Origin of the sequence: Clostridium culturomicium (genome assembly GCF_000821305.1) — a bacterium.
Lineage (GTDB): Bacteria > Bacillota > Clostridia > Clostridiales > Clostridiaceae > Clostridium_J > Clostridium_J culturomicium.
Genome location: NZ_CCXK01000016.1, coordinates 403259 through 416410, shown reverse-complemented (window position 1 = coordinate 416410; position 13152 = coordinate 403259). Strand labels below are relative to the sequence as shown.

The window sequence follows — 13152 nt, the reverse complement described above, 5'->3', positions numbered from 1 at the left end:
GCCTTTTGTTTTTTTGAAATTATTAAAAGTTAAAGTTTCTTGGATAGTGGCTTGAAATATTATAAAATAGAGTAAGATGAATAAATAAAGTAAATGATGCTTTAGTTTTTAAAGGCATGAATATGGCATTGTAAATAAGCTTTTAAATAAGATTTCAACATTTGAAGTGAATACCACTTCAAGGAATAAAAAAATAATTTTAAGATGATTGGTGGCTTAGTAATGATAAATGGTAAAGCCTTGAATGAGGAAAATTTAAAAATGGAATTAAGAGCACAGTGTGATAAGTGTTTTGGCTTTTGTTGTGCAGCGTTATATTTTTCAGCAGCAGAAGGGTTTCCAGTAGATAAGGAAGCTGGAAATCCTTGTATTAATTTGATGGAGGATTATAAATGCAAGGTTCATAGTGAGCTTAGGAAGAAAGGCTTGAAAGGGTGTACAGCTTACGATTGCTTTGGAGCAGGTCAGAAGGTTGCAGAGATAATTTATAAAGGGAGAGATTGGAGAGTAAATCCAGAAATAAAAGATGAAATGTTTAATGTATTTTTAATTGTGAGGCAGCTACAGGAAATGCTGTGGTATCTGAATGATGCAATAAAAGTCAGGAGGACCTGAAAGTAAAGGAAAAAATAATGGAATTGGTAAAGGAGACTGAGACATTAACTATTCTAGAGCCATCTGAATTAAAAAAAGTTGATTTAATTCTCCATAGACATAAAGTAAATCAATTTCTTGCAGAAACAAGTGAGCTTGTAAGAAGAAATTACAGAAAAGGTAAGAAATCATCATTAAAGAGAAAAAAGAAATTAGCAGGCAGAGATAACTTTATAGGCTTTGATTTTAAGAACATTAATTTGATTGGAGAGGACTTAAGAGGAGCACTTCTCATAGCAGCAGACTTGAGAAATATGAATTTGGAAGGTGTAGATTTCATTGGAGCAGATATGAGGGATACTGATTTAAGAGGAGCCGACCTTTCAAAAAGTATATTTATAACACAGCCACAGATTAATTCAGCAAAGGGAAATGAACATACAAAACTCCCAGATTCAATTGACAGCCCGTCTCACTGGTAAAATTAAATTAATGTTACAGCAGACATACATTAAGTAGGTTTGATTTTTTATTACATAATATCCTAAAGTTTGGATGAGAATATACGATAATATATAGTGGGTAGAAAATGGAATAAAGAGGAGAAGTAAGATGTTTAGCTGGTTTAATAAAAAATCTGAAAAAAATGTTGAGAAATCTTTGGAGAAATATATTGAATTACTAAAAGAAGATTTTAATTTAACAATTAGAACAAGATTTAATGGCAGGTTATATACAAGCTATGTAGAATCTTTAAATAATAAGGAAGTAGTATTTAGATGTCCTATTGATGAGCGTGAGATTATTAGATTTGCACCTAATAGTGTTATAAAAGTTGAATTTATTAGTTATGGGGAACTATATTCCACAGAGTTATTGATACATGAAAAGATAATAAGGGATAATATTGTATTTTATAGAGGAATTATATGTAATTCAATTGAAAAAAATCAAAGAAGAAAAAATTATAGACTTCCAATAGTAATGGATATTGAATATACAATTCTTCCTGAAGAGAGAGAAGTATATACAGGAAACACTTTAGATATAAGCATAGATGGAATGCTTATGGAGGCCTTAGAAGATATTACAAAGAAAGATATTAAGGTTAGTTTTAATTTAGACGGAAAGATGTATAGAATAAAAAGTACCATTTTGAAGAAAAGAATTAATTATAGAAGTGGAACATACTTATACAACTTAAAATTTAGTGGTATGAGTCAAAGGCAGAGAAATGAAATTAACAGATACATATATGATAACTCTGCTAGATCAAGAAGAGAACTTAACTCATAAGGAGTGTAAGTATGCAGATGAAGCAGGACAAAATTTAATGTATTATTAAAATATGTATCAGTGGTAGTAATATAATTAATACCACTGATTTTTTAATTTATAACATAAATTTAGTATAGTCTACAGCTTTTAGGAAATAAAATAAGTATAAGTTAGTACCTAAATCCTTTATTTGGACAATAATAACTTACTCCTTCGAATAAAATGAGGAGGAGTTTCACAAGTTAGTATCCGAATCGGTGATTTGGTAAGTTGAACTTTTTAATATTTCCTAGGAGGGCGAACAAATGAAGAAAAGTGGAGAAAGTACATGGAAAGTCATGGCACTAATGTTGATGATGGTATTAGCATTAACTCCAATGATTGCCGTAATAACAGTTATGACAAGTGAAGGAGGAATCGTGCAAACAGCCTTTATGTCAGATAGAACAGCTAATAATATAATTCCAAAGCCTTTGAGCTATGAAGCTGGAAAAGGCAAGTTTATTCTTAATAAAAATACCTCAATTTATGTAAAAGGAAATAATGAGGAAGAAACAGAAGAGCTAGTAAAGGTTGCAGAATTTTTAAGAGAAAAGCTAAGTCCAGCTACAGGCTATGAGTTAAAAGTAATAAAAGGTGAAAATACTGCTAAAGGAAACATCATTTTAACTACTGTTGGTGGAGAAGAAAATCAAGGAACTGAAGGATATAAAATGGTAACAGATCCAAGTGGAGTAACCATAACTGCTTTTAAACCTGAAGGAATTTTTCGAGGAGTTCAAACATTAAGACAATCCCTACCAGCTGACATTGATAAAAGTACTATAGTTAAGGGTGTTGAGTGGAGTATTCCAGCAGCGACAATAGTAGATAAACCAGAATATAGCTATAGAGGATTAATGATAGATGTAGCTAGGCACTTCTTTACCGTAGATGAGGTGAAACGTCAGATTGATTTAGATGCGCAGTATAAGATAAATAAGGTTCATTTACACTTAAGTGATGACCAAGGCTGGCGTTTGGAGATAAAAAAATATCCTGACTTAACCTTAATAGGAGGCAGTACTGAAGTTGGAGGAGGTCCTGGTGGATATTATACTCAAGAACAATTTAAAGATATAGTGGATTATGCAGCTAAAAGATATGTTGAAATAATACCTGAATTTGATATGCCAGGACATACTAATGCAGCTTTGGCATCCTATGGGTTCCTAAATCCAGATGGACAAAAGAAGCCATTATATACTGGCACTAAGGTTGGGTTTAGTACTTTTATGACAGACAGTGAAAAGACATATAATTTTATTGATGACGTGATTAAAGAGGTTTCAGAGATTTCACCATCAAAGTATATTCATATAGGCGGGGATGAAGCTGATTCCACACCCAAAGAAGGATATGACTATTTTGTTGGAAGAGTAGCTAAGATTGCACAGAAGTATGGGAAGGAGCCCATTGGATGGGATCCAATAGAGACTTCACCGGAGATAACTTCAGATGTTATTCTTCAAAACTGGAGGGATTCTAATAGTGCAGCAGTAGAAAAGAAAATGAAGATAATTACTTCAAATGCTTCAAAGGCATATTTAGATATGAAATATAATAAGGATACACCTTATGGACTTGATTGGGCAGGATTAATACCAGTTGAGACAGCATATAACTGGGATCCAACAGACTTTGCACCAAAGGAACTTGTTTTAGGGTTAGAAGCTCCTTTATGGACTGAATTTATTGAAGATCAAGATCAAATGGATTACATGATATATCCAAGACTTCCTGGTTATGCAGAGATAGGTTGGACTCCTAAAGCGTCTAGAGATTGGGAGGAGTATAAAGTTAGATTGAAAGGTCAAGGATCAAGACTAGAAAATGAAGGTGTAAATTATTATAAGGACCCTGAAATTTGGGGAAGTACTAATTAAATAAATTAAATAAATTAAATAAATTAAATAAATTAAATAAATTAAATAAATTAAATAAAGTGCCGAAAAGTCGGCAGAAGGTGTGCAAGGAATTTTGCACACCTTATTTTTATGGAGAAAAACCAGTTAATTGATGCAAAATAATTTGCATTTAACTAAATAATTAGTAGTTAGAAGAAGGGAAACCAGCTTAATATTTGGACAAAATCGAAATAAATATAGCTGAGCAATAGTAAAAATTTGGCATAAGAATTGCTGTATATATTATTAGAAAAATTTATTGCTAAATAAGAAAATTCAAAGGGGGATATAGTAATGGAAAATGTAAAAGTTGCAATATGGGGCTTCGGAGCTATGGGAAGTGGTATGGCAAGAATGCTTCTACATAAAAAGGGTGTAGATATAGTTGGAGTATGTGATATGCATCCAGAAAGAGTTGGAAAAAGTATTTTTGAAGTTTTGGGAGTAGCGAGAGGAGCAAGAAAAGATGTACTAATTAAAGCTGATATTGATGAAGTGCTTACAGATAAATGCTGTGATGTATGCTTATGTGCTACTGATTCCTTTACTAAAAATGCTTTTCCAAGATTGAAGCTTGCACTTGAGAAAAAGGTTAATGTTATCTCCACTGCTGAAGAAATGTCTTACCCACAGGCTCAAAATCCAGATTTAGCAGAAGAGTTAAATAAAATAGCAAAGGAAAATGGAGTAACAATTCTTGGGACAGGTATAAATCCAGGATTAATAATGGATTTATTAGTTGTATGTTTAACAGGATGTATGACTGATGTAAAGCATATTGAAGCTAAGAGAGTTAATAGCTTATCTCCATTTGGTCCAGCAGTAATGGAAGAACAGGGTGTTGGAATGAAAGTTGATGATTTTATGGCTGGAGTTGAAAGTGGACATCTTGCAGGTCACGTTGGTTTTTCAGAGTCAGTTAATATGATAGCTGATGCTTTAGGGTGGAAAGTTGAAAAGTTTGAGCAACAGATGGCACCAATTGTTACAACTGTAGATAGAAAATCACCTTATGGCTTTGCAGCTGCTGGAGATGTGGCTGGAGTTAATATGACAGGACAAGGGTATGTTGATGGTGAAGTGAAAATTGATATGATTCACCCACAGCAAATTGAACCAGAGATGGAAGGAACTCATACAGGAGATTATATAACAATTAAGGGAACTCCAGAAGTAAACATGGCAATTAAGCCTGAGGTTGATGGGGGACTTGGAACAATAGCTATGGTAGTTAATATGATTCCTCATGTAATAAATGCAAGACCAGGCTTAAAGACAATGATAGACTTACCGGTTCCTAGAGCTATTATGGGTGACTTTAGAGACATGATTGAAAGATAAAAAGAAGGTGTTAAATAAATGATTAAAAAAGGTACATTTGTTGAAATAGAAACTTTAGTTTTGGATTGCCCAGATCGTTCTCCTGCAATTCCAGAGGATACAAAGAAAACTCAACTTAAAATGTGGGTTAGAGGGTTTGTAAATTCAGATTGTGAGATAGGTGATGAGGTTGAAGTTACTACTGCAATAGATAGAACAATAAAAGGTAAAGTAGTAGAGGTTGAGCCTGGTTATAGTCATGATTTTGGTAGATATATAAGTGAGCTTGCCTATATTGGAAAGCAGGCTAAGGAAATCCTCAAAGATTAAAAATAATGAAGAATAAAAAATTTATGAGGAAATTCCTTCGGAATTTATTTAAGTGAGTATCCAAATCTGTGATTTGGCTAATACGAACTTACTCCTTTAAATGAATATGAAAAGGAGTTTCCTAAAAAGAAAGTTGGTGGGACATTGAATAAATATGAAGAGGTCATGAGCAGAAAAAATGAAATTATGCTTAAATCAGTTGGCATGAATTTTGATAAATATGAAGAAGGAAACATAGCTTTTAATTATGAACTGATGATGAGAGATATAGGATATTCCCTTCAGGATATTATGAGAATTCAAGGAGAGGTTGGAGTTGGAAATACACCCCTTTTAGAGCTTAGAAATATTACTGCTCTTGCTAGAAAGGTTTCTAAAACTGGAAAGGCAGCAAGAATTTTTGTTAAGGATGAAAGTTGCAATCCTTCAGGAAGCTTTAAGGATAGAAGAGCATCAGTATCAGTATATGATGCTAAGGAAAAGGGATATAAGGGAGTTGCTTCAGCTACTTCAGGAAATTATGGAGCAGCAGTTGCATCCCAAGCAGCCATGAGAGGGTTAAAATGCACTATAGTTCAAGAGTGTTTTGATTCTAGAAAAGTTGGACAGCCAGAGATTATAGAGAAAGCTAGAAAGTGTGAATATCTTGGAGCTGAAGTACTTCAGCTTACGGTAGGACCTGAGCTTTTCTTTACCTATCTTCAAACTTTAGAAGAGACTGGTTTCTATAATGCCTCCTTATATTCAGCTTATGGAATAGCAGGGGTTGAAACCCTTGGATATGAAATTGCTACTGAATGCAGAGAAAAGTTTGGAAAGGACCCAGCTGCAGTTGTAATTACCCACGCTGGAGGAGGAAATGTTACAGGAACTGCTAGGGGTCTCCTTAAGGCTGGGGCAGATAATACAAAGGTAATTGGTGCTTCTGTTGATTTATCAGGACTTCACATGGCAAGTGATGGTGCTTTTAATAGAAAATCCTTTACTACTGGTCATACGGGCTTTGGAATTCCATTTATGGTTTGGCCAGATAGAAGTGATGTTCCAAGAAGTGCTGCAAGACCATTAAGATATTTAGATAGATATGTAACGGTTGCTCAAGGTCAGGTATTTTATATGACAGAGCTTTTATCAAAGCTTGAAGGACTTGAGAGAGGACCAGCAGGAAATACATCCTTAGCAGCAGCTTTTGTTATTGCTCAAGAGATGGAAGATGATGAAATTCTTGTAGTTCAAGAAACTGAATATACAGGAGCAGGAAAGCACATAGTGCCTCAATTAACCTTTGCAAAGGATAACGGAATCAAGATAATTAAGGGGAATCCAGCGGAAGAAATTCCAGGGGAAAATATTATACTTCCACAGGATCTATCCTGCTTATGCGTAAGAAATATGGACTTAAATGATTATAGAAAATCTTTAATTAAGAACACTTCAAAACAATTAGAATGTAAGAGCGTAGAGAAGGTTGATATGGAATTCTTGTGTGCAGAAACAAAATTATCTTACGAGGAAGTAGCTGGAATTCTTAAGGAATATGGTGTAACTACAAGGTTTAAATAAATGGAAAAACCAAAAGGGGGAGTTTATTGTGAAAAGAGAAGATGATTTTGAAATTAGAAGAAAACATTTAGCTGATTTAAGTGATGAAGAATTATACGAAAGGTTTTGGAAGTTAACAGAACAGATAGTTGATCCATTAATAGATTTAGCATACAATCACACCTCTTCTTCTATTGAGAGATCTGTACTACTTAGAATGGGCTTTTCAAGTATTGAATCAGATGCCATTGTAGCTGAAGGATTAAAGGCAGGATTACTTGGTAAAGGCATGGGAAATGTAGTTTTAAAGTACGGTGACCTTAAAGGCATGTCATATTTAGAAGCAGGAAGACAGTTAGCACAGGGAAAAGGCTGGAATGAAGCAGCAGCTTTATTTAAGGGAGGTGTTGTAAATTGTTAGAAGTGAATAAAAAATTAGATGTGGAAGAAATTTTAAAGGATTTAGATAAATATGAACCAAAGAGAAGAGGGTGGCACTGGAGAGAAGCTTACAATGAACCAATAGGAGAGTTTGAGTATAAGGAAATATCAAAGCCACTAAAGAATAGCAAAGCACTTCCAGGTTCAGCTGGCTTTGGAAGTATTGATCCTCAACCGATGCCTGTAATAACTTCTGAGATAGCTTCAGGAAGATTTGAAGACGATATTAGAAGAATGAGAATGGCGGCTTGGCATGGAGCTGACCATATCATGGTTATCAGAACTGCAGGACAAAGCCACTATGATGGTTTAATTGAAGGAAGCCCAGAAGGAATCGGAGGAGTACCTATAACAAGAAAAGAGGTTAGAGCAACAAGAAAGGCTTTAGACCTTATTGAAGAGGAAGTGGGAAGAGAGATTAACTTCCACTCCTATGTATCAGGGGTAGCAGGTCCTGATATAGCTGTAATGTTTGCAGAAGAAGGAATAAATGGAGCACACCAAGACCCACAATACAATGTGCTTTATAGAAATATAAATATGGTTCGCTCCTTTGTGGATGCTGCTGTTGCTAAAAATGTTATGGCCTGGGCAGATATGCTTCAGATAGATGGAGCACATAATGCCAATGCTACAGCAATGAAGGGTTACAAGGTAATGCCTGAGCTTATGGTGCAACATGCAATAAACTCTAAGTTCTCAGAGAAAGCAGGTATGAAGCCAGAGAATATTTCTTTATCTACAGTACCTCCAACTGCACCACCAGCTCCATGTATGAGGCTTGACTTACCTTATGCAGTGGCTCTTAGAGATTTATTTAGAAATTATAAGATGAGAGCTCAAATGAATACTAAGTATATGTCTTCTTGTACAAGAGAAGCTACAGTAACTCATGCACTAAATCTTTTAATTTCTGAGCTTACTTCAGCTGATATTCAAAGTACAATTACTCCTGATGAAGGAAGAAACGTACCTTGGCACTACAATAATATCCATGCAGTAAATACAGCAAAACAAGCTCTTTTAGGTATGGATGGCTTGAAGGAAATGGTAGAGCTTAAGAATGAAGGATATCTTCCAGAGAAGGTTAGAGAGCTTAAGGAAAGAGCAGTTTTATTCTTAGAAGAAATGATTGAAAGAGGTGGCTACTTTAAGGCTGTTGAAGAAGGGTTCTTCGTTGATTCAGGAGAATACCCAGAGAGAAATGGGGATGGAATAGCAAGAAAGATTGACGGTGGACTTGCAGTCGATACAGTTGTCCAAAGAGATGAAGATTACTTTGCTCCAGTTTGTGCTCATTTTGGTTATAACAATGTACCAGAAAAGTACAATAAAGCCTGTGACCCTATAGAAGGCTGTACTTTATGTGATCACAGTAAGATAGTTTATATAGATGAATTAGATGAAGTTGATAATGTAAAAACAAGAATGGAAAATGTGAAAGAGGATGGGACTATTATTCCAGAAGTTGAGTGGAAGAAGGATGGTTATGTATCTGTAACACTATGTATTACAGAAGAAGAAAACATAGCTGAAGCTGCTGCTCTTGAAATGGGAAAAAGAATGAATCTTAGAGATGTGGAAGTGATTCATAAGCAAGTTCTTCAAGATGCAGAGGGGGTTCTTGTTGAAATCAAGGGGAGAGTTAATTTTGCAGTTAAGAAGGATGAACTTGTTATTCCTGAAAAGCAAAAGCTTTTAGAGGATGATGTAATGAGAAATTACGTTAAGGAACATCCATTAAGAGTTGTTGCAGCAACGGTAGGAGAAGATGAGCACTCCGTTGGTCTTAGAGAAATAATTGATATTAAGCATGGTGGAATAGAGAAATATGGTATTGATGTAGTTTATTTAGGAACTTCATGTCCAGTAGAAAAGTTAATTGATGCCGCTATAGAAACTAAGGCACAGGCAATTATCATGAGTACCATCATCACTCACAATGATGTTCATACAAAGAATATGAAGAAGATTAATGATTTGTGTATTGAAAAGGGTGTCAGAGATAAATTCATAATCTGCTGCGGTGGAACTCAAGTTACAAATGAAATTGCAGTAGCTAATGGAATGGATGCTGGGTTTGGAAGAGGAACTCACGGTAATAACGTTGCTTCATTTATCATCGAAACTCTTATGAAAGAGCAACAATAATTAAAAATCTAATATTGAGGGGCATACATGAAATACTGTATGCCCTTTAAAGCAGGAGGAGTTATGAAGGTAGAATATTTGATAGCAGAGATAGGAAGTACTACTACGGTTGTAACAGCCTTTAATTTTAGTAATGGTGTAGAAGTTGTGGGTCAAGGCAAGGGGTTTACTTCTGTTTTAGAAGGTGACGTAACCATCGGACTTCGAAATGCTATAAAGGAAATTGAAGATAGCTTAGGAGAATATTTAGAATATGGAAGAATGATTGCTACTAGTAGTGCTGCAGGGGGACTTAAAATTACTGTTCATGGATTAGTTGAAGATATGACAGTAAAGGCGGCAAGGGAAGCAGCTCTTGGAGCAGGGGGAATTATTAAGAATGTTACTGCAGGGAGGCTTCGTAGAACTGATTTAAAGAAAATAAAAGCTATAAATCCTAATCTTATAATGATTGCAGGGGGAACAGATTATGGGGAAAGAGAAACAGCTCTAGATAATGCAGAACTTATAAGTGCAGCTGATTTTAATATTCCTGTGGTATATTGCGGCAATATTGCCAATCAAGATGAGATAAAAGAAATCTTTGAAGATAAGGAGCTCTACGTTATAGACAATGTATATCCAAAGGTTGATGAGCTTAATGTAGAGCCAGCTAGAGCGATAATTCAAGATGCCTTTGAAAAGAATATTGTAAGGGCTGGTGGAATGGATAAAATCAAGGAAATGGTAGATGGAGCAATTATGCCAACTCCAGGAGCTGTTATGGAAGCAACTAAGCTGCTTTATGAAATGCTCGGAGATGTAATGGTTCTTGATGTTGGGGGAGCCACTACGGATGTTCATTCTGTTACTGATGGAAGCATAGAAGTGTTAGATATTTTAATTACACCTGAACCAAAGGCTAAAAGAACTGTTGAAGGGGATATAGGTGTATATGTAAATCGTGAGAATGTTATTTCACTCCTTAATGATTATGAGTTAGAAGGCAAAACTAGAGAAGAAATTGAAGGATATATTAAACCAATTCCAGCAACGGAAGAAGAAAGGCATTGGAGCAGAGTACTAACCCAAAAGGCAGTTAATGTAGCTGTGGACAGACATGTTGGATATATAAAAAGAGTATTTGGTTCTGGAAGAAAGTTTAGTGCATACGGTAAAGATTTGTCAATGGTTAAGTATATAGTTGGAACAGGGGGAGCTTTAACAAGGCTTGGTGAAGGAGAAGAACTTCTAGAAGCTATTAAAGATGTAAAAGGCGATATCACCATGAGGCCAACAAAGGAAGCTAAGGTGCTCATAGATAATATGTATATTATGGCTTGTGCAGGAGTCCTTTCAAGGGAAAATAAAAAGGCGGCAGCGGAACTTTTAAAAGCAAGCTTGGGATTAAATTAGTAGGGGGAAATTCAAATGTCTGAGGTATATAATATTCCACAAGAGATGACTATTACCAAAGATGAAAGCTATCCAAGAATAGAGATAAACTTAGATAAATTAAGTCATAATACTAAAATGGCTTTAAATATCTGCAGAAGAAATAAGATAGATTTAGCAGTGGTAACAAAGGTGTTTTGCTCCATGCCAGATATGGTGAAGATTATATTAGAGGCTGGGGTTAGTATAATTGGAGACTCAAGGGTGGAAAACTTAAAGAGAATAAAGGGTTTAAGTTGTGAAAAGCTGCTTTTAAGACTTCCATCCATTAGTCAAGCTGAAGAAGTTGTAAGGTATGCGGATATATCTTTAAATTCGGAAATGGATACTTTGAAAGCTTTGTCAAAGGCAGCCGTTAAGGCTAATAAGGTTCATAAGATTATATTAATGATAGATTTAGGAGATTTAAGAGAGGGTATATGGCCGGGGGAGGTTATAAATACCTCAAAAGAGGTTATAGGTTTGCCTAATATTGAATTCTTGGGAATAGGAACTAACTTAACTTGCTATGGAGGAATTATTCCAGATGATAACAATTTAGGCAAACTTGTGGATATAAAGAGGGACATTGAGGAAAAGCTGGGGATAAAATTAAAGGTGGTTTCAGGTGGGAACTCCAGCAGTTTATATAAGGTATTAAATAAAACTATGGTAGATGGAATTACTAATTTAAGATTAGGAGAATCTGTGGTTTTAGGTAGAGAAACAGCCTATGGTAAGGACATTCCAGGAATGTTCAAGGATATATTTACTTTTAAGGGTGAAATCATTGAATTAAAGGAAAAGCCATCAATGCCTATTGGAAATATAGGAATGGATGCTTTTGGAGAAATTCCAACCTTTGAGGATAAGGGCATTATGAAAAGAGCAATAATATCTGTTGGCAGACAGGATGTAAGAATTGATGGCCTAACTCCAAGAGACAAGACCATTGAAATCTTAGGAGGCAGCAGCGATCATCTACTTTTAAATTTAACTAATTGTAAGGGAAATTATAAGGTTGGAGATGTTGTTGAATTTGATGTGGATTATGGTGCTTTGCTATCACTGATGACTTCGGAGTATATTAATAAGTATATAGTGTAATGTATAAATGTAAGCTATAATGGAGTTATGAGTAAATGAGGGAGATGGTTTATGTGGTAGATTTTAAAGAGTTTACTGAAGATCTTAATATGGCAGTTAGAAATCTTCACGAAAAGGGTGCATTTTTAACAGTTAAAGCAGGAAATAACGTGAATACTATGACTATTGGCTGGGGGAACGTTGGTTATCAATGGGGAAAATGTATCTTTGCTGTAATGGTTAGAAAACATAGATATACTTATGATTTCATTGAGAAAGTAGATAACTTTACTGTTACAATTCCAATGGATGATAACTTGAAAAAGGAAATAGTTTTCTGTGGAACTAAATCAGGAAGAGATTATGACAAGTTTCAAGAGTGCAATTTAGAGCTTATACCAGCTAAGTTTGTTGATACACCAGTCATTAATGCTCCAAATGTTTTGACTTATGAGTGTAAGATTGTTTATAAACAAGAAATGAGTCCAGAATTTTTATCAGAAGATATTAAAGCTTCTGCGTACCCTAAAGAAGATTACCATGTGATTTATTATGGAGAAGTGGAAGCAGTTTATAAATTATAGCTTAAAATAATTGAGGGTTATATCAAGATGATTTTGATATAACCCCTTTAAAATTCATGCTTAGAACATCTTATTAATTTCCTTTAGAATTACTTCATAGTTTTCAAGTGAAAAGCCTAGAAGTAAAATTTGAACTACAAGAATTAAAGGAATACCAATAGTGAATTTTTTATGCTTAGTTTTATGCCTAAATATCTGCATTCCACAAAGCATACCAATTGATCCGCCAGCTACTGACATACCTATAAGAGCTTTTTCACTAATTCTCCACTGCTTATTAATTGCACGACGTTTATCTATTAACATTGCAAAGAATGCAACGGTATTTATAAATAATAAGTATATGATAAATGAACTAGTCATAATAGGACCTCCTTTATTATTATTTGGAGCTTTACTATATAATTTTATATCAATACTGCAATAATGAGAAGGTGTACATTAAAAAAGTGAAATAAAGCTATAGA

The 13152-nt window shown here is 34.7% G+C and carries 11 protein-coding genes and 1 pseudogene; 11 read left to right on the top strand and 1 reads right to left on the bottom strand.

Annotated features, from left to right (window positions below):
• The first annotated feature begins 222 nt into the window (after positions 1-222).
• The 11 genes and pseudogenes from BN1075_RS11265 (at position 223) to BN1075_RS11215 (ending at position 12685) form a co-directional block, all read left to right on the top strand.
• Positions 223-1076, top strand: a pseudogene (locus tag BN1075_RS11265) (pentapeptide repeat-containing protein).
• A 130-nt stretch (positions 1077-1206) separates the two neighbouring features.
• Positions 1207-1890 carry a flagellar brake protein gene (locus BN1075_RS11260; protein WP_040193238.1) on the top strand — a complete coding sequence of 228 codons (684 nt, stop codon included), beginning with the start codon at positions 1207-1209 and terminating at the stop codon, positions 1888-1890.
• 287 nt (positions 1891-2177) lie between these two features.
• Positions 2178-3797 (top strand): beta-N-acetylhexosaminidase, encoded by a 1620-nt coding sequence (locus BN1075_RS11255; protein ID WP_040193237.1) that lies wholly within the window; start codon positions 2178-2180, stop codon positions 3795-3797.
• A gap of 315 nt (positions 3798-4112) precedes the next feature.
• On the top strand, positions 4113-5159 hold the full coding sequence (gene ord, locus BN1075_RS11250; protein WP_040193236.1) for a 2,4-diaminopentanoate dehydrogenase: 1047 nt from the start codon (positions 4113-4115) through the stop codon (positions 5157-5159).
• A gap of 18 nt (positions 5160-5177) precedes the next feature.
• The gene (ortA, locus tag BN1075_RS11245) at positions 5178-5468 is read left to right on the top strand and encodes a 2-amino-4-oxopentanoate thiolase subunit OrtA (RefSeq protein ID WP_040193234.1); all 291 of its coding nucleotides are present in this window, start codon (positions 5178-5180) and stop codon (positions 5466-5468) included.
• Between the two features lie 144 nt (positions 5469-5612).
• Complete coding sequence (gene ortB, locus BN1075_RS11240; protein ID WP_040193233.1) at positions 5613-7031, top strand: 2-amino-4-oxopentanoate thiolase subunit OrtB; 1419 nt, start codon at positions 5613-5615, stop codon at positions 7029-7031.
• Positions 7032-7059: 28 nt separating this feature from the next.
• Positions 7060-7431 (top strand): ornithine aminomutase subunit alpha, encoded by a 372-nt coding sequence (locus BN1075_RS11235; protein ID WP_040193231.1) that lies wholly within the window; start codon positions 7060-7062, stop codon positions 7429-7431.
• A 2-nt stretch (positions 7432-7433) separates the two neighbouring features.
• Positions 7434-9602: a D-ornithine 4,5-aminomutase subunit OraE gene (gene oraE / locus BN1075_RS11230; RefSeq protein ID WP_404989236.1), complete on the top strand. Its 2169-nt coding sequence runs from the start codon at positions 7434-7436 to the stop codon at positions 9600-9602.
• Between the two features lie 63 nt (positions 9603-9665).
• Positions 9666-10997 (top strand): GlmL-related ornithine degradation protein, encoded by a 1332-nt coding sequence (locus BN1075_RS11225; RefSeq protein ID WP_040193547.1) that lies wholly within the window; start codon positions 9666-9668, stop codon positions 10995-10997.
• 15 nt (positions 10998-11012) lie between these two features.
• Positions 11013-12122, top strand: a complete 1110-nt coding sequence (gene orr / locus BN1075_RS11220) for an ornithine racemase Orr (protein ID WP_235777785.1) — start codon at positions 11013-11015, stop codon at positions 12120-12122.
• 35 nt (positions 12123-12157) lie between these two features.
• Positions 12158-12685, top strand: a complete 528-nt coding sequence (locus tag BN1075_RS11215; protein WP_328286192.1) for a flavin reductase family protein — start codon at positions 12158-12160, stop codon at positions 12683-12685.
• Positions 12686-12745: 60 nt separating this feature from the next.
• Here the strand turns inward: BN1075_RS11215 and BN1075_RS11210 are convergent, their stop codons facing one another.
• Positions 12746-13048, bottom strand: a complete 303-nt coding sequence (locus tag BN1075_RS11210; RefSeq protein ID WP_042387221.1) for a DUF1294 domain-containing protein — start codon at positions 13046-13048, stop codon at positions 12746-12748.
• Positions 13049-13152: the final 104 nt, after the last annotated feature.

What these genes read in the sequence shown, in the direction of transcription:
- BN1075_RS11260 (WP_040193238.1), top strand. Translation starts at nt 1,207, where the DNA reads ATGTTTAGCTGGTTTAATAAAAAATCTGAAAAAAATGTTGAGAAATCT.
- BN1075_RS11255 (WP_040193237.1), top strand. Translation starts at nt 2,178, where the DNA reads ATGAAGAAAAGTGGAGAAAGTACATGGAAAGTCATGGCACTAATGTTG.
- ord (WP_040193236.1), top strand. Translation starts at nt 4,113, where the DNA reads ATGGAAAATGTAAAAGTTGCAATATGGGGCTTCGGAGCTATGGGAAGT.
- ortA (WP_040193234.1), top strand. Translation starts at nt 5,178, where the DNA reads ATGATTAAAAAAGGTACATTTGTTGAAATAGAAACTTTAGTTTTGGAT.
- BN1075_RS11225 (WP_040193547.1), top strand. Translation starts at nt 9,666, where the DNA reads ATGAAGGTAGAATATTTGATAGCAGAGATAGGAAGTACTACTACGGTT.
- orr (WP_235777785.1), top strand. Translation starts at nt 11,013, where the DNA reads ATGTCTGAGGTATATAATATTCCACAAGAGATGACTATTACCAAAGAT.
- BN1075_RS11215 (WP_328286192.1), top strand. Translation starts at nt 12,158, where the DNA reads ATGAGGGAGATGGTTTATGTGGTAGATTTTAAAGAGTTTACTGAAGAT.
- BN1075_RS11210 (WP_042387221.1), bottom strand. Translation starts at nt 13,048, where the DNA reads ATGACTAGTTCATTTATCATATACTTATTATTTATAAATACCGTTGCA.